Annotated in this window: 22 protein-coding genes and 1 pseudogene; 4 read left to right on the forward strand and 19 right to left on the reverse strand. The window is 36.9% G+C overall.

The features are described from left to right. Positions 1-7: 7 nt before the first annotated feature. Both ABID27_RS04005 and ABID27_RS04010 read left to right on the forward strand, forming a co-directional pair. Positions 8-460, forward strand: coding sequence for an NUDIX hydrolase (locus ABID27_RS04005; protein WP_253363430.1), 453 nt, complete (start codon positions 8-10; stop codon positions 458-460). A gap of 56 nt (positions 461-516) precedes the next feature. Next, positions 517-822, forward strand: coding sequence for a DUF1827 family protein (locus ABID27_RS04010; protein WP_253363429.1), 306 nt, complete (start codon positions 517-519; stop codon positions 820-822). A 19-nt stretch (positions 823-841) separates the two neighbouring features. On the opposite strand, the gene mnmM is transcribed toward ABID27_RS04010, so the two are convergent. The 19 genes and pseudogenes from mnmM to ABID27_RS04105 all read right to left on the reverse strand — a co-directional run bounded on the left by mnmM (position 842) and on the right by ABID27_RS04105 (position 14956). Continuing rightward, entirely contained in the window at positions 842-1405 is a 564-nt protein-coding gene (gene mnmM, locus ABID27_RS04015; RefSeq protein WP_354280416.1) for a tRNA 5-(aminomethyl)-2-thiouridylate-methyltransferase MnmM, read from the reverse strand. Continuing rightward, positions 1374-1952 carry a YdcF family protein gene (locus ABID27_RS04020; protein ID WP_354280474.1) on the reverse strand — a complete coding sequence of 193 codons (579 nt, stop codon included), beginning with the start codon at positions 1950-1952 and terminating at the stop codon, positions 1374-1376. The genes mnmM and ABID27_RS04020 overlap by 32 nt, the downstream gene beginning before the upstream one ends. Before the next feature lie 111 nt (positions 1953-2063). After that, entirely contained in the window at positions 2064-2849 is a 786-nt protein-coding gene (locus ABID27_RS04025; protein ID WP_354280418.1) for an aminoglycoside 3'-phosphotransferase, read from the reverse strand. A 2-nt stretch (positions 2850-2851) separates the two neighbouring features. Then, positions 2852-3778 carry a tRNA modification radical SAM protein MnmL/YtqA gene (mnmL, locus tag ABID27_RS04030; protein ID WP_354280420.1) on the reverse strand — a complete coding sequence of 309 codons (927 nt, stop codon included), beginning with the start codon at positions 3776-3778 and terminating at the stop codon, positions 2852-2854. Positions 3779-3918: 140 nt separating this feature from the next. Beyond that, positions 3919-4752 carry a tyrosine-type recombinase/integrase gene (locus tag ABID27_RS04035; RefSeq protein ID WP_354280422.1) on the reverse strand — a complete coding sequence of 278 codons (834 nt, stop codon included), beginning with the start codon at positions 4750-4752 and terminating at the stop codon, positions 3919-3921. Between the two features lie 54 nt (positions 4753-4806). Further along, on the reverse strand, positions 4807-5028 hold the full coding sequence (locus ABID27_RS04040) for a hypothetical protein (protein ID WP_253363421.1): 222 nt from the start codon (positions 5026-5028) through the stop codon (positions 4807-4809). Positions 5029-5500: 472 nt separating this feature from the next. Next, positions 5501-5752, reverse strand: coding sequence for a DUF3850 domain-containing protein (locus ABID27_RS04045; RefSeq protein ID WP_253363419.1), 252 nt, complete (start codon positions 5750-5752; stop codon positions 5501-5503). A gap of 205 nt (positions 5753-5957) precedes the next feature. Continuing rightward, positions 5958-6103, reverse strand: a pseudogene (locus ABID27_RS10200) (putative holin-like toxin). Between the two features lie 70 nt (positions 6104-6173). Beyond that, a complete protein-coding gene (locus ABID27_RS04055) occupies positions 6174-6368 on the reverse strand; it encodes a hypothetical protein (RefSeq protein WP_354280424.1) in 195 nt (64 codons plus the stop codon). A gap of 3 nt (positions 6369-6371) precedes the next feature. After that, positions 6372-6722 carry a hypothetical protein gene (locus ABID27_RS04060; protein ID WP_354280426.1) on the reverse strand — a complete coding sequence of 117 codons (351 nt, stop codon included), beginning with the start codon at positions 6720-6722 and terminating at the stop codon, positions 6372-6374. Positions 6723-7195: 473 nt separating this feature from the next. Further along, positions 7196-7906, reverse strand: a complete 711-nt coding sequence (locus ABID27_RS04065) for a CPBP family intramembrane glutamic endopeptidase (RefSeq protein ID WP_253363415.1) — start codon at positions 7904-7906, stop codon at positions 7196-7198. A gap of 345 nt (positions 7907-8251) precedes the next feature. After that, complete coding sequence (locus ABID27_RS04070; protein WP_354280428.1) at positions 8252-10795, reverse strand: SEC10/PgrA surface exclusion domain-containing protein; 2544 nt, start codon at positions 10793-10795, stop codon at positions 8252-8254. 18 nt (positions 10796-10813) lie between these two features. Then, positions 10814-11233 carry a helix-turn-helix domain-containing protein gene (locus tag ABID27_RS04075; protein ID WP_354280430.1) on the reverse strand — a complete coding sequence of 140 codons (420 nt, stop codon included), beginning with the start codon at positions 11231-11233 and terminating at the stop codon, positions 10814-10816. Between the two features lie 326 nt (positions 11234-11559). Continuing rightward, positions 11560-11754 (reverse strand): hypothetical protein, encoded by a 195-nt coding sequence (locus ABID27_RS04080; RefSeq protein ID WP_354280432.1) that lies wholly within the window; start codon positions 11752-11754, stop codon positions 11560-11562. Positions 11755-11928: 174 nt separating this feature from the next. Then, positions 11929-12159, reverse strand: a complete 231-nt coding sequence (locus ABID27_RS04085; RefSeq protein ID WP_253363407.1) for a type II toxin-antitoxin system YafQ family toxin — start codon at positions 12157-12159, stop codon at positions 11929-11931. Further along, positions 12146-12517 carry a type II toxin-antitoxin system RelB/DinJ family antitoxin gene (locus ABID27_RS04090; protein ID WP_354280434.1) on the reverse strand — a complete coding sequence of 124 codons (372 nt, stop codon included), beginning with the start codon at positions 12515-12517 and terminating at the stop codon, positions 12146-12148. Before ABID27_RS04090 ends, ABID27_RS04085 begins: the two co-directional genes overlap by 14 nt. Positions 12518-12835: 318 nt before the next feature. Continuing rightward, positions 12836-13726 carry a hypothetical protein gene (locus tag ABID27_RS04095; protein ID WP_253363405.1) on the reverse strand — a complete coding sequence of 297 codons (891 nt, stop codon included), beginning with the start codon at positions 13724-13726 and terminating at the stop codon, positions 12836-12838. A gap of 13 nt (positions 13727-13739) precedes the next feature. Continuing rightward, on the reverse strand, positions 13740-14285 hold the full coding sequence (locus ABID27_RS04100) for a hypothetical protein (protein WP_354280437.1): 546 nt from the start codon (positions 14283-14285) through the stop codon (positions 13740-13742). Further along, positions 14282-14956: a trypsin-like serine protease gene (locus ABID27_RS04105; protein WP_354280439.1), complete on the reverse strand. Its 675-nt coding sequence runs from the start codon at positions 14954-14956 to the stop codon at positions 14282-14284. Before ABID27_RS04105 ends, ABID27_RS04100 begins: the two co-directional genes overlap by 4 nt. A 524-nt stretch (positions 14957-15480) precedes the next feature. On the opposite strand from ABID27_RS04105, the gene ABID27_RS04110 reads away from it, so the two are divergent. Together ABID27_RS04110 and ABID27_RS04115 are read left to right on the forward strand one after the other, a co-directional pair. Beyond that, a complete protein-coding gene (locus ABID27_RS04110) occupies positions 15481-16125 on the forward strand; it encodes a prepilin peptidase (protein WP_253363403.1) in 645 nt (214 codons plus the stop codon). Between the two features lie 85 nt (positions 16126-16210). Further along, the gene (locus ABID27_RS04115) at positions 16211-17659 is read left to right on the forward strand and encodes a nicotinate phosphoribosyltransferase (RefSeq protein ID WP_253363402.1); all 1449 of its coding nucleotides are present in this window, start codon (positions 16211-16213) and stop codon (positions 17657-17659) included. Positions 17660-17661 lie beyond the last annotated feature (2 nt).

Below are 17661 nucleotides of genomic sequence, written 5' to 3' on the forward strand. Positions count from 1 at the left end.
GTACGTTATGGAATATCCAACTTTCGGCGAGAAAAAAGAAGGCGTTCACTATAGTAATCGTTATGGTGTCTATGCTGTTATCCCTGATGCAAGTCATACAAACATTATTTTAGTCCAAGCGCCTAATGGAGCCTGGTTTTTGCCTGGTGGAGAAATCGAAGCAGGTGAAGATCATGTTCAGGCCTTGGAAAGAGAATTGATTGAAGAATTAGGTTTCACAGCTACACTCGGGGAATACTATGGACAGGCGGACGAATATTTTTACTCCCGTCACCGCGATACCCACTATTACAATCCAGCCTATATTTATGAAGTGACAGAATTCACCCAAGTAGATAAACCCTTAGAAGACTTCAATCATCTTGCTTGGTTCCCAATTGACCAAGCCATTGACAAACTAAAACGTGGCAGCCACAAATGGGGAATCGAGCAATGGAAATTGCGAAAAAATTCAAAATAATAACTAGTCAAACAAAAGTGATAGTGCTATAATGAAGCTACAGATAGGAGGCTCGCATGAAACTCATCAACACGACCAATACCAATCCCATACTTGTCCAGAATCAACTGGCTAATACGGACGCCTTTTTGGTGGAAACCTATTCTGCTGGAAACACGGATGTCGTTTTCACACAAGCGCCCCTCCACTACGAATTATTGATTAGCAACAAATACCGCGCTGTTCAAGAAAGAGAAATTATCGGTATCCGTGACTATTTCCTCAAACGGAAAATCGATAGAAAATCCATTGACCAAGCAGGCATTCAAACGATTCATACAGCTAACTTGATTGAAATGTCTATCCCTATTATTGCTGAATAAAAAGAAAAGACTGAAAAAATTATTCAGTCTTTTTTGGTACTAATTTTTCAATCATAATTAAAAATGGTGGAGTGTTGATTTGATTGAGCGGCTGATAGAGCATGGTGGCAAAGGCTTCTTGTGGTAAGTTCTTGACAAGTTGCAGCACTGCATCCTTTTCGATATCGCCGCCTTCATGACCATAATAAATCATGAGCGACAGTCGCCCACCAACTTCCAGAAGTTCTAAAATTTTCTCAATCGCACAAATGGTCGTCTGTGGCTGGGTAATGATAGATTTATCTGCTGACGGCAGGTAGCCAAGATTGAAAATGGCTGCGCGGATAGGCTCCTCGACATACTGGTCGACATTCTCATGCCCGTCTAATATCAGTTTGACATTGCTGACATTCTCCTTCTCCAAGCGCTCCTGTGTCTTTCGTAAGGCCTCGTCTTGGACATCAAAAGCATAGACCTTTTTGGCCAGCTTGGCCAAAAAGGCGGTATCATTTCCATTTCCCATGGTGGCATCAACAGCCACCGCTTCCTTATCCAGCACCTCCGCTAAGAAATCATGCGATAGATGAATGGGACGTTTGATCATGTATTTCTCCTTCCTCTAAATCAAGGGCTACTAAATCTCCCTTTTTCCCGTAGTGAAGAATACGCAAATACTCTCCCCATATACGAGAGCGACCTATCTCAGTTTCCATCCAAGTCTCCCGTGACAAGGGAACTCCTTGATATTGCGCATCAAATGTAAAAGGAATATAGGTCAAATGATTTGGTAAATGTTTGGCTAGTGTGCGGCCTTGTCTTCCTGCAACATGGCTTTTACAAATAAACATGACGTTTTGAACAGCTGAAAAATCAAAGACTTCCTTGGCAAATAAGACATTTTCCAAGGTATTGGTCGAACGATTTTCATAAGAGATAAGCTGTTCAGGAATACCAGCTGCCAACAAGTTCTCTACAATTACCTCAGCTTCCGCTTTTTCTTTTCCGTGTACCCATTCAGGATTTGGTGTCCCCGTTGGACTAATCCCACCTGTCACAACAATTTGTTTAGCCCAGCCATTTTCAAAAGCCTCAATCGCTTTCTGCCAATGACCGACATGTGTCCCTCCGAAAACAAAAAGGACATCACTGATTTAAGGTAACATTTTTTCACCAAATGTAATATCTGTTAAAAATGAAATTTCTTCCGAAGATAAGCTAGGAACTTCTGGTGTTTTAGGAATGATTGGTCTCATCATTTCTCCTTACCCAAATACTTCAAAGCAAGCAATTGCTTCTAGTAATGCTAAATTGATGGCTTCTCTACCATAGCAATCCAAAAAGTAATCTCGATAAGCATCTGTGCCTAGATTTCTTTGGAGAGACCACAGGGTCCAGTAAAGATCAATATGTCGATCTCCCAAGCCACCGCTATCGCAGTCGATAAATGACTGAAATTGCCAATCATTCAGGATGATATTTGGCAGACACAAATCCCCATGAATCAGCTCATCTTTTTGTAAAAATGGAGCAATTTCCTGCACTCGCAAAAAGGCCTCGTCTCTTCCTAGCCCTTCTTGCTGACTAGATAGGTATTTCTTTTCAAAATTTCCCTGACGATAACCCTTATACACATTCTCTAGATAGCGATCGACATTGTCCACGATGGGGCAATCTGCAGCATCTATGCTGTGTAATTTTCGCATGGATTCCGCTAAAACCTGACACAAGCGCTTTGGATTTGCCAAGTAAATGGGGGAACTAGTGTCCTCTCCATCCACCTTAGCTGTCAGCATCCAGTCCTCCTCTTCAGAGATATAGCCCAAGACTTCTGGCGCCAAGTTTTTCTTGAAAAAATAATCGGTAGCATCTACTTCTCTCTGAAGACTGCCTTTGGGTGCTCTTTTTAAAAAATATCCACCATCTCCGTCAATAAAATAAACCTTGGCTTGTGGCGAACTACTACTATCATAAACTGCTTTTGCTTGCGCTAACAGAGGGTGAAATTCTGCTGGTACTTGGTCGTCCAGCCTGATGTGCTGTTTCTTCATATTTACATTCCTACTTTACATCCTTGCCATGAACCACGCGCTTCCATCTCTTGGTCAATAGCATTTAGCACTTCCCACTTATTGAGGCTCCACATGGGACCTATCAACATATCACGCGGTGCATCTCCCGTGATGCGGTGAATCACCATCTCTTTAGGAATAATCTCCAGTTGGTCGCAGATGATGGACACGTATTCTTCCTGACTGAGCAACCGCAAGCGTCCTTCATGGTAATCACGCTGCATGCGTGTATTGGTCATGAGGTGAAGCAGGTGGAGCTTGATGCCGTCAATATCGTTATCAGTCACGCAACGACGGACATTTTCAACCATCATCTCATGGGTTTCTCCTGGAAGTCCATTGATCAAGTGGGAGACGATGTCCACTTTGGGTGCTAGCTCACGTACACGAGCCACCGTTTCCTTATACAAATCATAGGAATGGGCCCGGTTAATTAGCTCTGAAGTGTGCTCATAAATCGTCTGCAAGCCCAATTCAACTGTCACATGCATGTGTTCACTCAATTCAGCCAAATAAGCAATGGTCTCATCTGGCAAGCAATCTGGACGGGTCCCGATGTTAATACCCACCACTCCAGGCTCATTGATGGCCTGCTCATACCGCTCACGGATAACCTCTACTTTTTCATGGGTGTTGGTAAAATTTTGAAAATAAACCAAGTACTTGGTAACTTCTGGCCACTTCCGATGCATAAAATCAATTTCGTGATAAAATTGCTCCCGAATCGGTGCTTCAGGAGCTACAATGGCATCTCCTGACCCCGAAACCGTACAGAAGGTACAGCCACCTTTTGCCACCGTACCATCACGATTAGGACAATCAAAACCCGCATCAATGGGCAATTTGAAAATCTTTTCTCCAAATAGTTCTCGGTAATAGTCATTTACAGTTCGATATCGTTTTTTCATAAAATAGTATAGCCGTCCTTTCTTATCACGCTTTACCATAGGTTATCCATCCTTATCACAACAGCGTTTTCATATATTTTCAAATTATCATACCTTACCAGATTTTATCACACTTCATCAAGTTCTTGATTAAATTTTGGTTACTCTATAAGTTCCAATTTCGACTTTAGATTGTATTTCATAGTCGCAGTCACATGATTATAGATCAACAACGTTGTCTTTTCATCTCCATGCCCCACTCTTTCCATAATAACTTTAATAGGTATTTCTAATTCAGCTAATAAACTTATATGAGAATGTCGTAATACATGACTGGTCATTGAAAAAGTAGCACTTTTTTCAATTTTAGAGAGCTTAAACTTTGTATTCAAATAATGATTAAAAGTTGTATTCAAAATAGGAGCTTGATTATGCAAAAAAACAAAGCCCTCTACCTTGCCTGCCATCCCAATCAATTCCATAAAAATTTCTTTTACACGATTGTTATAATCAACCTTCCGATACGAATTGATAGTTTTAGGAGTTGTCAATATATACTCTTGTTTACTTTTACTATACAAAGTATACTTTTGATTATCAAAATCTATATCCTCCCACTGCAAAGCCGTAGCTTCGCCAAAACGCAAACCAGTAAGATACATAAATTCAGTAAATAAGCGAAACACCTTGTTGCTATCATATTTTTTCAAATAATCTAGAAATTTCTTCATCTCTACTCGATCTAAAAATTTCTCTTTTGCTTTTTGAACATCTTCTATTGTTTTCTTAGCCTTTGGAAGCACAACTTTTTGTGTAATATCTTCATTTATCAAACCTACTTCGTAACAATATTTATAGAATCTAAATAATACAACCTTTTCTAACACACGATATTGTTTAGACCAATTTTTATTCATCAGATACTTCTGTAAGCTAATTGAAGTTATTTTTGATAACTTCACATCACCATATTGTCTCAAATACGGATTCAGCATATCTAACTGTCTGTCATAAGTGCTTTGCTTCAGCTCAACTTTTCGGATAAGAAGCTACTCATGTAAGGCTTCCTTAACTGTTTCACAAGATAACCTTTTGTCACTCTTTTGCAAACGTATTTCAATTTTTTCTTCAAGTATCTCTCTTGCTTTAGCCTGCATTGCTCTACTTTTACTTGCAAGTGTACATGATACTTGTTCCCACTTCTCCTCCTCTTCATTATAGAATTTTTGGTAATACCTAACTTTTCCACTAGGCAACTTTTTATCGAACATCCGCTTCTCCTTTGAATAGATTTGCGGGTGAAAACTAACACCCTATTATACCACATCCCCTTTTTTATCCAAAAAAGTAAAAATTCAAAAAATCCACGTACATTTATAAGCAATTTACCACCACTTCGTATCTCTACATCTCTAAACTGCTTATACGTTCGCATCACTCGCAATCTTCGGCTTAAAGTTGCCGTTGACATCGGAAAATAACTTAATAACTCTGTTTTTACTACAGACTTATCAGGATAGTTATGATAATTTTTCTCCTTTTTTCTTTCTAACATTAAATCACTCATTATTAACCCTTTCCATCATTCATTTTTTACCACCATATCACTTATCTTAAGACAGGTTTAAGTTCGGATTTCATTCTAATTTTCAAACCAGGTATTCCCATCTTTTCAACTAAATACCGAACAAAACAAAAAACAAGTCATTTCTGACTTGCCTATCAAAATCTTTCTATACAGTATCAGACCATAATATCACTTAAACCTAAAATTATATAGTTTTCTTTTAGCCCAACAAAATCTTGTAATGTATAACTGATTTTTGCTAACATTTCTCGACCTGAATATTGATTACTTTCAATATCATATTCCTTTAAATACAAACAATCTCCAATTTGATAGCCTCTATCATTATATTGGCACTCAAATGTTTTTTTACCAGACACAATATCTTCAAAAAAGTTAGGTAATATTTTTAAGATATGCGTTTTCATATATAATTTCCTTCCTAGCAAAGAATAAAAGCAAGCACCCACCCATGTACGGTAAGTGCTTCAATTTGACAACTCTGTATTCCTGATATATAATAATTATGGAAAAAGGTAGTTGCGGAAACAACTACCCCTTGCAGAACCGTTTAAGACGGTGGCATATTTATTGGTTAAAAATAACCGTTAACTCGACCAAAGTTATAGACGGTTATTTTTTATTGCTCATTTTTACGATAACAACCATCAAACCAATGAGTGATAGTAGAAAACTACCAAACCCAAGCATGAGTTGCATTGTCTCGTAAACCGACAATATTCGCTCCTTTCTCTTTGGATTTTAGCACTTACATTCATAAGCACCACCACCTTTCAGAAATCAGAGCCACCGTCTTAACTTTTCTGCACTAACTATTATATCATAACTTTATTTATACATAACTTCTTCAAATTGGTTAATCTTTCCATTTTGAATTTTAAATGTAAACTGTCTTCGTCTATCAAATTTTCCTGCATAGGCTGGACTACTTTCAGAATAAGATACATCCGCAAAATACAAAGCGCCATTTTGATAAACAGTCACATTCTGTAACTCACGCTCGACAAGAGTTACACTTGCCATATTTCATATCTCCTTCGTCTTTTGATAGTCAACTACTTCTACTTGTAATGATGAAACTGATTGAATAGCTGAATCAAGCGAAGAATCCCCTCGATAGCCTTTTAAGGCTTTTTCTTTTTCTTTCAACTTCACAAGATCAATTGACTGTTCAATATAAGTTTGCATAAAATCTTCTGCCACTTGTAATTGATTATCAGACCGAACTTTACTATCCGAACTCGAAGAGGAATCCACATTTTTAACTACACTTGATTGTCGTGATGCCTCCATTCCTGTTTCCTTCTTTTCATTTGAACAAGCAATCACCAATAGACTTGTACAAGCTAATAGCACTAAAACTTCTACCTTTTTCATACCTTTACTCCTTTGTAATCTCTATGGTACAGACCAACTAAAAATATTCATAGAAAATGACAGTAGTAAATTATAAATTCATTAATTATTTCAGAACTTAACCCTGCCACAGCTTTTGCTTTTATTAACCAACAGACAAAACAAAATAAAAACATTATTGTAAAAAACATATACACTGTAAATACCTAAACAAAATTGTGGCACCATCTTCTATCCATAATATTAGATTTGTATACTATTCAATATTGAGCAAGTATGAGCTAGAGGAAGAATAGGATTACAACTAAATCCTACTTGCTTACAAACTAAGATATTTTGTTATTAACTAGTACAACGAGTAAAATTTTATTATGAACTTTATCAAGATGATGATGTGATTTTAAATTTATAAAAAATATCCCCTAAAATTAGATTTTATATCTAACTTTAGAGGATATAACTCAGATTTTTTAGATTTGAATATTTATTTACGATTAAGTAATTGCGATAAATAATGCGAAGTCCCAGAAAGCATGGAAAAGAATTGCTCCCTTAAGTGAACGTGTGACACGTAATGATAAGTATAATCCTGTACCTAGAATTATTGCAAACAATACTTGAAAACATGATTGGAGAAACGGAGCTCCTATGATGACATTTGGTAAATGCCAAAAGCCAAACAAAATTTGTTGAACTATAAAAGATGTCCATTCATTATTATTTTGGCGAAGTTCTCTTAATGAAAAACCACGGAAAATAGTCTCTTCTGTCATTCCCACACACAAAGCTGATATCAAACAAGAAAGAATACGAGGAAGTGAATCGCTATTCCAGTTTTTGATAATTGACCCCATATTTGTATAAAAATTGTAACAAGCGAATAGTAGCATTGCAATCACAATAATTGAGGCTATTATTTTAAGATATGGGTTTTGAATTTCTTTATGTTTTGTTGAGTACAATTCCTTGATATAAACAAGTCCTTTTGTTTGTTTTACAAAATAAAGAAATAACAGAACTGTCATGAACATCGGTACCGCAACACTCAGAAATGAACTAACGCTATTTAAAAATGAAGTGTTGTATGTTACACCCGTAAGTGATGAAAAAATACGAGCTAATGTTGTCCATATGAGAGAAAAAAGAACTGTTATACAGACAATATTTTTAGTCTTATTACTCTTTTTAAAAAGTTGTTGAATCATTAAAACCTCCCAATTCATTAAAGCATTCTAATTTATTATCACCTCTCAAGAGGCACTGATAGATAGATTGTAACAAAAAAAACATTAATTTGCCAATAGGGAATTCCTAAAATTGATGCTAAACTAAATTTTGTGTATTGATCGCTTTGTGCTTGGTATAACTTAACAGATTCCTCATTTACATAAACTTTAATACTCCCTAATTCTTTGAAATCTTTGTAACTAATTTTTTCTATAGGAATGATTATCCCTAATCTTGTGTATACAAAACATCCAATTTCCTCCCTAATTTATTACTCAATAAAAAAGGAAGAATTTTCATTCTTCCTAGTTTCAATAAATATCTTAATTTTCTTTACGACCAGCTACAAAGAGACCAAACATAGCTACCATAATTGACATACCAAGTGGCAGAAGAACAGATTTTGTTTCACCAGTGTGAGGTAAAACAGAAGATTTAACTGTTGTATTCAAATTAGGAGTTGTCCCTTTTTTAGTAGGATTAGAAAGCTGAACTGTCTCAGACTTGCTTTCTGCTTTTGCACGTACTTGTGCTTCTTCAGCACGTTTCAAGGTTTCTGCCATTTGTTTTGCTTCTTCTTGCTTATTGTACTTCGCAAGTAAATCTTGCCATACCTTAAATTTGGCATCACGGTCTTGTTGCAAGCTAACTAACTTGTCATTTTCAAGTGTTAATGTAGAGATAGCTTCATTATAAGCTTTTTCTGCTTTTGCATAAGCAGTCAAAGCTTTCTCTAATTCTTCAGGATCATGAATCAATTTATCAACACGAGCCAACTTTTCAGCAAGTGTTTGCTTCGCAGTTGCCAAACTAGCTTTCACATCCGCCAATTTTGATTCAGCCAATTTCACTTCATTCTTCAAACGAATTAATTCTTGACTCTCTTTCGCAAAAACTTGTTTTGCTTCAGCAAGTTTAGCTTCCTTTTCAGCAAGCTTCGCTTTTGCTTCATCATAGACTTTCTGTTTAGCCTTTACATCCGCATCCAAAACTTTCAAAGCTTCTTGTGCTTTTGCATTTGCAAGACGACTAGCTTCAGCTTGTTTTTGTGCTTCAGCAAGTTTTGTTTGTGCTTCAGGAGAAAGAACCTTAATAGCTTCAGCACGTTTCAAAACTTCCTGCGCAGAGGTCAAGGCTTTTTTAGCTTCTGCCACTGCCTTAGCCGCAGTTGCAAGAGTTACTTTGTCAGCTTCACGAGTTGATACCAAACCTTCATATTGTTTTTGGAAAGTTTGATAATCTGACAATACTTTTTCTTTACTAATAGGATTAGCAATTTCAGTTGAATCAAACTTAGTCGCTGAAACTGAATCAATCTGGTCAGATGAAACTAATAGATAATGAATACCTGTTACTCCTGAACGATTAGATACATCCACTCCTAGATACTGTTTGTCAATAGCCTTGCCCCAACTGAATCCAGCGATTGAACGTGCATGTGCAAATTCATCACCATTAAACATGAAATCAAGAACAGAAGTAAAGACTAATTCTTTCGCTTCCGCCATTGAAATGGTTGGTGTTTCAAGACCAAGGCTCACCATGTTTTCATACGGTTGAGCTTGTTTTTCTCGCACCAAACCTGTTGCAAGAACTTTTTCATCATAAGAAAGTCCTGCTTCTTTGGCTGCTTGATTGATAGCGTAAGTATCATGTCCATATTTTTCCACATCAGAATATATCCATTTATCTGCAACATAATGGTCTGTTACACCATCAGCGAATTTTACTGAGCCATTGCTTACTGAAACGACTGTATGACCAAAAGCTTTACGAATATCGTTCACTAACTCTTGTGCAAAGAAGGTCAACTCTTTCAAGTTTTCTTCTGAAAGATTGTTTGTATCAATCTTTGTAGTTGAATCATTCTTGTTTGCTTTGTAAGTATTGTTTTTGTACTCAGCTGGTGACATAGCTTGTAATTTAGCAAAAACTTCTTTACGTTGTTGCTTACTCGCTTCATCAGTAGCAGACAAAAGACGATTGTATTCTTTCAAGGCTTCAACATATTCAGCTGAGACTTTGATAGTATTGATACCATCAACCGCATTTTTCAACGTTGCCAATTTTGGTGTAGCTTCTTCAACTGCTTTAGTAGATTTTGCCAAGTTTTCAGTGGCAGTTTTTTGACGCGTTTCAGCAATAGTCAACGTTACTTGTTTACTGTCACGGTCAATTGTAGCCATGTCAATTTGTAACTGACGGTCACCATCAGCAAATTTAGCTTCATCAGCCTTGACTTGTGCTTCGACGAGCTTTGCTTCATCAATTGTTAGTTGATTAGCTGCCTTCTCTGCTTCATCAATGACTTTCTGAGCGCCAGTGCCATCAAGTATGGCTTTGGCAGTATCAACACCATTTTGAGCAGTCTTAACTTCATCTTCAGCAGTCTTAACTTGCTTACCTGATTCAGCAACTACACCTATTTGATTATCAACACGTGCTTCAGCTTCATTTTCGATTTCTTGTGCTTTTGTGAGATTTTTCTCTTCAGTTGAAACACCACCTTCGGCAGTTTTGACCTCAGCTTTGGCAGTATCAATGTTTTCGGGAGTTGCTTGACCAGCAACTTCTTTGGCTTCCGAAAGCTTGCTTAATGCACCATTTATATCTTTAGTAGCACCAGCAACTGCTACGCTTGCCCCTTTAACAACACCAGCTTGATTATCATAAGCAGACTTAGCGTTTTTATATTCACCTTCAGCAAGTTTGACTTGCTTATCTGTAACCACATTATCGCTTTTCTCAGTTGAACTATCAGCAGGTTTAACTGGTACAGTAAGTGTTTCTTCAGCAAATACGCTATTTGCCAAACTTAAAGACAATCCGCAAACTAAAACTGCACTAAGAACTTTTGATTTTTTCATTTTATATCTCCTTTTTATTTAACCAAGCTTGTTTCCAAGTTTTTTTAACAAAATTATAACATCTTTTTTATAAATATACTTAATTTTACTGTCGTTGCTAATCTTAGGAACTTCATCATAAGTATACTTGCTAAACACTTCTGCAATCAGCCCATGAGCCAATCGTGGATGCAGACCCAGTTCAACCAAGTCTTTATAGGAAAGAACAAGACTTCTATCTACTGAACCTGTATTCTTATCAATATAACGGACTAAATCGTCTACAGTAACACAAAACAAATCTGATATTTTATACAATGTTTCAATATCAGGTGTACGTGTACCATCTTCATACCGTTTATAGGTACGTTCCTGTACATTTAGCCATTTTGCTATACGAGGAATCTCAATTCCTTTATCTAAACGAAGTTGTTTCAAATTTGTCGCAATATCTAACATCTAAAATCTCCTTATCTTACAGAGGGAAGAACGAATAGGTAATTTTCTCCCCTTTATAAAATAGCTATCAGCATCAAAGGACAAAACCCATACCAATCTTGATAACCGAGAACTATTCTAAACTAAGGATTGTCTGTTTTATTGATTAGAAAATTAAAACTACTAATACCAGTCTACAATTTCAATATAAAGCCAATTTTATGAATTACTTATCAGCACCTTCCAAACTTTCATCCATTAAAGAATAATTAAATCCTCCTGTAGAATCTTTCATTCGTGCTATGTATTTATTCATATATCAAAACTCATTTTTCTTTATTCAATTCTTATTCAATTAAGTCAACTGCTTCATTTATCATTTCTTGAATGTCCCAAACGACCACTCGTCCTTTATAGGTAATAGCTGAAGTACAACCAGTAATAGAAATATCAATTTCTTCCCCATTTTCAGGATGCGTTGCGGTTGCTTGATGAATGCGCATTACAAAACTATTTTTTTCCAACAAAGTTCCTTTAGCCATATTTAATCCTCTCTATAATTACAAAAAAGCCGATAAAACTCCATTTACCAGCTACTACTCTTAATCTCAATTTTCTAATCAATAAAACAGACAATCCATCCAACATGAAACAAAACACTGCCAGAACGAAACCCATTTTTTAGTGTTTTTTTAATATAATTATCGATTGCCTATTTAATAAAACCATAACATTAACAAATCTGAATTTCTTCCACCTATATGAATTTCCCAAATTTTAGGAATTTGCTTTTTAGGCTCTAAAGCATGTTTCTTGTATTCATATCCCAATTCTTCATCTCGAATAATTTTCTGAACCGCTTCTTCTATTGGTTCAAGACTAATTCCTCTTTTTTTGATTCTTGCTAAATCTTTGCGATAACGATTGGTAAACTCATACGTCAACATCTTCTTCTACCTCTCTAAAAAAATCTGATACACTTTGCTTACTTGGACTAATTCCATTTTGAGCATAATTCCTCATATATTCCTTAACAGAATCTTGTGTCTCCTGATTATATTCACTAATATCACTTGTCCGAATATACATGTCTGTATCATTGTAACGTGTATCAATATGAATATTATGGTCTTTATCAATATATCCTGTTTCCTTCAATTCAAAAGGTAACCCTCTAACCTGCTCAGATTTTTTTAAAAACATGACAAACGCTTCTTGTACACTTGTACCTAAAGAAGCATAAATTTTTGATACATTATCTAACAAATCCGCATCAACTCTTTTTTGAAAATTCTTTGTAGTCATAACCATACCCCTTTATTTCATTTGTAATATAATTACAACATAAATACATGCTTGTTTCAAATTTAAACACACAATAAAAGTATTATTCCTAATATTTTTTATTCTATATTTAAGTTAGTATCACTCACATTTTCCTCTTTACAACGCATACTTGTCAATTTACCTCACTCAAGATTTGGAATGCAGGAACTATTAGTTAAAACGAGAGCTTTTTATCCAAAATAAAAAGAGGCAAGAACGCTGTTCCTACCTCTATATAAAATATAAGTCTTTACTTTTCTTTTTTTGAATCCATTAAGTGCCAATTAACACTAATGACTATTCAAATACCTCTTCATACTCTCCATACCAAGCAGCGCCTTCGTATCTCCAACCCCTAGTCTGAAGAACTCTGACCTCATTTTCGCTCATTGTATAATGATGAGAACCTGATGTTAACCCTTGATGGAAAAGGCGATAAACAGGACGACTTCCATCTGAATACCATGCAACACCTTCATTTCGCCAATGATGTTTAGTTGTTAAAACTTTTACCTCATTTTGATCCATCGTGTAATGATGATCTTTCAGAATCGGATTATACAGTCGATAAACTTCTCTTCCTTCCTTAGGCGCTCTCCATGCGACACCTTCGTATTTTCCCCAACCAATACGAACCAATGTATCTCTTTCATTTTTACTTGCTGTATAAAAATGTTCTTTATTATTGGGATTGTAGAGACGATACATAGGAACATATGGGACATCCGCTGCTACTACGGTGACTTCCCAGACCACTGCTACTTCATCTACTCTTAAATTAACTGAATTTCGCTGAAGTTCTTCATTAAATCGTCTTGACTGTTCATTATCTCCAGAAGGAAAATCCGCAATAATCTTTGTCTTTCCTGGTTTTAAGGCTACCCAATTCCCTTGTTCATCAAAAGAAATAATAGATGGATCTTCTACCGTCATGTTAAAAGAATAGAGAAAATCTTTTAATGGAGAATCCTGAGGACGGCGGATTTGTCCCTGCTCACCCACTTGAAGATTGAACTTAAAAGTTCCGGCTTCAAACTCTGCTCCGCCTTTACTATAAAATTCAGTTTTTGCCGTTTCCTCCGCAGAAACTACCTGACCAACTCTTGATTCAGAGAAATCTACTCCTCCAAGTATTGCTCCACTACAAAGTGATAAAAGAACTACACTTTTCATAATATTACGCAACATATTTTCCTCCTAACTAATTCGCTTTAAAAGCTACTCCCTCATATTTCCAGCCCACACTGATTAGCTGATTTTTTTCGTCTACATTTGCTGTATAAAAATGTTCTTTTGTAACTTGACTATATAATCTAAAAACATCTACTCCAGTACCACTTTGAAAAACTACACCCTCATTAATCCAGCCAGAATTCTGCAACTTCTGGACTTCATTCATACTTGTAGTTAATAAATGGTCTTTCGTAGCTCTATTATATAAACGATAAACAGGGGCGACATCTCCTGTCTTCCATGCAACACCCTCATCACCCCAACCATGCTTAGAAATTAGTGTATTTCTTTCATTCAAATTTGATGTATAATGGTGTCTCTTTAAGCCCTTATGATATAAACGATAAACAGGGGATGATGCGGTAGGCTCAGATTTAGTAAATGATACAACTCCTGAAGAAGGATTCACTGAATTAATAAGTTCAAGCATGCTTGGTGTAACTCTAGCTGCATGATTAGTAATATCTCGGTTGAAACCACTATGAACACCAACAATTTCATTATCAGCGTTCAAAATAGGACTACCACCTTGTCCCCCCTTGTATCAATTTTATAATTCAATTCGCTATCTGAAAGAGTGTCTATATTTCCTGAAGCAAACACCATTTGACCCGGACGATCTCCTGGATACCCCGCTGTTTGAGCATAATCTCCTGATTGAATATTAGTTGATAACGTTAGATAACCTGTTTTTGTACCAAGTGGTTTTGATAACTTAATAACTGCATAATCATTCTGATGACTTGGATTAGAAGAATATGCTGGATTTATTTTAATTACAGTAGCAGTACTTACACCAAACGGCACACTTCCATCAGAAGTTGCTGGTGTAACTTTGATATCTGTAAAATATTCATTTTTATCAACTGAATATACGACGTGAGCAGAAGTCAACACAACATCACTAGCAACCAATGTACCTGTACCCGTAAGAGGCACATAGCTACCGCTTGCAGAATAATATCCTACCCCTTCAATTTTAACAATTTTAGGGAAAAAACCTTTAGTTGTATCAGTAATGTTTACCCTATTATCACCTCCAAAAACTCGTTCAAAAACTTCATTTTCTACTACCTGTTCTTGATCGGCAACATTTACTGGTGTTTCTTCTGCTTTTATAACAGTACCCACGCAAGTCGTAATAGTTAACAAAAGCAATCCAGAATATAAGTATTTCTTTAACATATATCTACCTCTTTTTATAATCTCCGAAAGAATTGTAGCACACTTTGAGAGCCTTTTCAACGTACATCTTGTTGTTTGGTATAAAAATTTCTACTATTTGCTCAAAAGAACCTTCTAAAATGAAATTACCACTTAAGGGGATTAAAAAACATCTCAGAGAGATATCATTGTAATCACCACCACAACAATTAGAACGGCGCTAAAATGCAAGACTATTACAACACCCAGAAGGAAGGTTTCTTTACTAAAGAACAACTTAAATAGGTTACAACACAAATGAACGTTTTATTCCAACTTAAACACACAATAAAAAACATTATCCTCAATATTTTTTTATTCTATATTTAAGTTAGTATCACCCACATTGCTTGGTTAATGTTTTGGTTAATCTCTATATAAATTCTAAAAAATATACTTCAAAACTGGCTATTTTAAGAGATTGTATAATAATTTATGAAATAAAAATAGTATAGCAAAATTTACTATTTTTTTCTTTTTTCGGATAAATTAACGAATAAATAAGTATGAAGATATTATTATTCCTATTTCTCGGGGCATCTCTTGGTTCATTTCTAGGGCTTGTCATCGACCGTTTCCCACAGCAATCCATCATCGCACCAGCCAGCCACTGCAATCATTGCAAAAAACAGCTCAAGGCTTGGGACTTGATTCCGATTGTCTCGCAACTTTCTACCCATTCCAAATGCCGTTATTGCCAGGCCAAGATTCCTTATTGGTATCTCTTACTGGAGATTTCGTCAGCATTTCTAGTCGTCCTAACTGCTTATCAAGTCCTATCTTTTGCCACTTCTTGCGTCTTATTGACGGGACTTGTCTTGGGTATTTATGACATCAAACACCGCGAATACCCGCTAGTTGTTTGGCTTGTCTTAACCTTTATTGCACTGCTCTTTTCTTCGCTCAATTGGTTATTTTTCTTCTTTCTGGCCTTAGCCTACCTAGCTGAAAAAGTGAATTTAAAAATTGGCTCCGGCGACTTGCTCTACCTTGCTACCTTGGCACTCATTTTTCCCTATACCAACCTACTTTGGCTCATCCAAATCAGCAGTATTCTGGGGCTGGTAACCTATTTTTATTTTTATAGAAAGGCACTTCCCTTCATTCCTTTCCTGTGGCTAGCAAGCATCCCTGTTTTGCTGATTTTCTAAGGATTCCTAACTCCTGACAAACGAGACAATCCACCTTTCGGTGGATTTTTATGCTATAATGTTCTGTATATAAAGGAGTATACCTATGTACAAGGATGATAGCTTGACGCTGCATACCGATCTCTACCAGATCAACATGATGCAGGTCTACTTTACAAAAAATATTCATAATAAGCATGCTGTTTTTGAAGTTTTCTTCCGTAAGCAACCCTTTGAAAATGGCTACGCCGTCTTTGCTGGGCTAGAAAGAGTGGTCCAATATTTATCGGATTTGCATTTTTCTGAAACAGATATCGACTACCTCCGCGAGCAAGGCTATCCTGAGGATTTCCTAGATTACCTAGCCAATCTCAAAATGGAACTGACCGTTCGTTCGGCTAAAGAAGGCGACTTGGTTTTTGCCAATGAACCCATTATGCAAATCGAAGGTCCACTGGCCCAATGCCAGCTGGTGGAAACTGCCATTCTCAACATTGTCAATTACCAGACCTTGATTGCGACCAAAGCCCGCCGTATCAAAACGGTTATCGAGGACGAGCCACTCCTAGAATTCGGAACACGTCGCGCCCAAGAAATGGACGCTGCCATCTGGGGTACACGGGCTGCCTTCATCGGTGGAGCGGGTGCCACATCCAATGTTCGAGCTGGTAAGATGTTTGGCATTCCAGTTTCTGGTACACATGCCCATGCTCTCGTACAGACTTTTGGCAATGACTATGATGCCTTCATGGCTTATGCGACGACTCACAAAAAATGTGTCTTTCTTGTTGATACCTACGATACTTTGCGACTGGGCGTTCCAGCTGCAATTCGGGTAGCAAAGGAGTTAGGTGACAAGATTCAATTTCTCGGAGTTCGCATTGACTCTGGTGACATGGCTTACATTTCGAAAAAAGTTCGTCAGCAATTGGATGATGCTGGTTTCCACGATGCAAAAATCTACGCTTCCAATGACCTGGATGAAAATACCATTCTCAACCTCAAAATGCAAAAGGCAAAAATTGATGTGTGGGGCGTCGGCACCAAACTCATCACCGCCTATGATCAGCCAGCGTTAGGAGCCGTCTACAAGATTGTCTCTATCGAAGACGAAAACGGTCAAATGAAGGACACCATTAAATTGTCCTCAAATGCTGAGAAGGTATCAACTCCCGGTAAAAAGCAAGTTTGGCGCATCACTTCCCGCGAAAAAGGGAAGTCCGAAGGGGACTACATTACCTTTGCAGATACAGATGTGGCTCATATGGACAGCATCCACATGTTCCACCCTACCTATACCTACATTAACAAAACCGTCACAAATTTTGACGCGGTGCCTCTCCTTGTTCCTATCTTTGACCAGGGGAAATTGGTCTATCAACTGCCTAGTCTTCAGGATATTCAAGATTATGCCCATCAGGAATTTGATAAATTATGGGATGAGTACAAGCGGGTCTTGAATCCACAAGATTACCCTGTTGACCTGGCAAAAAATGTTTGGGACCATAAGATGAATCTCATTGACACCGTCCGCAAACAAGCCCTCGGTAAGTAAAA

It is taken from the genome of Streptococcus gallinaceus (assembly GCF_040545695.1).
Classification (GTDB): Bacteria; Bacillota; Bacilli; order Lactobacillales; family Streptococcaceae; genus Streptococcus; species Streptococcus gallinaceus.

What these genes read in the sequence shown, in the direction of transcription:
- ABID27_RS04090 (WP_354280434.1), bottom strand. Translation starts at nt 12,517, where the DNA reads ATGACTACAAAGAATTTTCAAAAAAGAGTTGATGCGGATTTGTTAGAT.
- ABID27_RS04105 (WP_354280439.1), bottom strand. Translation starts at nt 14,956, where the DNA reads ATGTTAAAGAAATACTTATATTCTGGATTGCTTTTGTTAACTATTACG.
- ABID27_RS04055 (WP_354280424.1), bottom strand. Translation starts at nt 6,368, where the DNA reads ATGGCAAGTGTAACTCTTGTCGAGCGTGAGTTACAGAATGTGACTGTT.
- ABID27_RS04095 (WP_253363405.1), bottom strand. Translation starts at nt 13,726, where the DNA reads ATGTTGCGTAATATTATGAAAAGTGTAGTTCTTTTATCACTTTGTAGT.
- ABID27_RS04070 (WP_354280428.1), bottom strand. Translation starts at nt 10,795, where the DNA reads ATGAAAAAATCAAAAGTTCTTAGTGCAGTTTTAGTTTGCGGATTGTCT.
- ABID27_RS04025 (WP_354280418.1), bottom strand. Translation starts at nt 2,849, where the DNA reads ATGAAGAAACAGCACATCAGGCTGGACGACCAAGTACCAGCAGAATTT.
- ABID27_RS04085 (WP_253363407.1), bottom strand. Translation starts at nt 12,159, where the DNA reads ATGTTGACGTATGAGTTTACCAATCGTTATCGCAAAGATTTAGCAAGA.
- ABID27_RS04110 (WP_253363403.1), top strand. Translation starts at nt 15,481, where the DNA reads ATGAAGATATTATTATTCCTATTTCTCGGGGCATCTCTTGGTTCATTT.
- ABID27_RS04065 (WP_253363415.1), bottom strand. Translation starts at nt 7,906, where the DNA reads ATGATTCAACAACTTTTTAAAAAGAGTAATAAGACTAAAAATATTGTC.
- mnmM (WP_354280416.1), bottom strand. Translation starts at nt 1,405, where the DNA reads ATGATCAAACGTCCCATTCATCTATCGCATGATTTCTTAGCGGAGGTG.
- ABID27_RS04005 (WP_253363430.1), top strand. Translation starts at nt 8, where the DNA reads ATGGAATATCCAACTTTCGGCGAGAAAAAAGAAGGCGTTCACTATAGT.
- ABID27_RS04040 (WP_253363421.1), bottom strand. Translation starts at nt 5,028, where the DNA reads ATGTTCGATAAAAAGTTGCCTAGTGGAAAAGTTAGGTATTACCAAAAA.
- ABID27_RS04075 (WP_354280430.1), bottom strand. Translation starts at nt 11,233, where the DNA reads ATGTTAGATATTGCGACAAATTTGAAACAACTTCGTTTAGATAAAGGA.
- ABID27_RS04010 (WP_253363429.1), top strand. Translation starts at nt 517, where the DNA reads ATGAAACTCATCAACACGACCAATACCAATCCCATACTTGTCCAGAAT.
- ABID27_RS04045 (WP_253363419.1), bottom strand. Translation starts at nt 5,752, where the DNA reads ATGAAAACGCATATCTTAAAAATATTACCTAACTTTTTTGAAGATATT.
- ABID27_RS04080 (WP_354280432.1), bottom strand. Translation starts at nt 11,754, where the DNA reads ATGGCTAAAGGAACTTTGTTGGAAAAAAATAGTTTTGTAATGCGCATT.
- mnmL (WP_354280420.1), bottom strand. Translation starts at nt 3,778, where the DNA reads ATGAAAAAACGATATCGAACTGTAAATGACTATTACCGAGAACTATTT.
- ABID27_RS04035 (WP_354280422.1), bottom strand. Translation starts at nt 4,752, where the DNA reads ATGCTGAATCCGTATTTGAGACAATATGGTGATGTGAAGTTATCAAAA.
- ABID27_RS04060 (WP_354280426.1), bottom strand. Translation starts at nt 6,722, where the DNA reads ATGAAAAAGGTAGAAGTTTTAGTGCTATTAGCTTGTACAAGTCTATTG.
- ABID27_RS04115 (WP_253363402.1), top strand. Translation starts at nt 16,211, where the DNA reads ATGTACAAGGATGATAGCTTGACGCTGCATACCGATCTCTACCAGATC.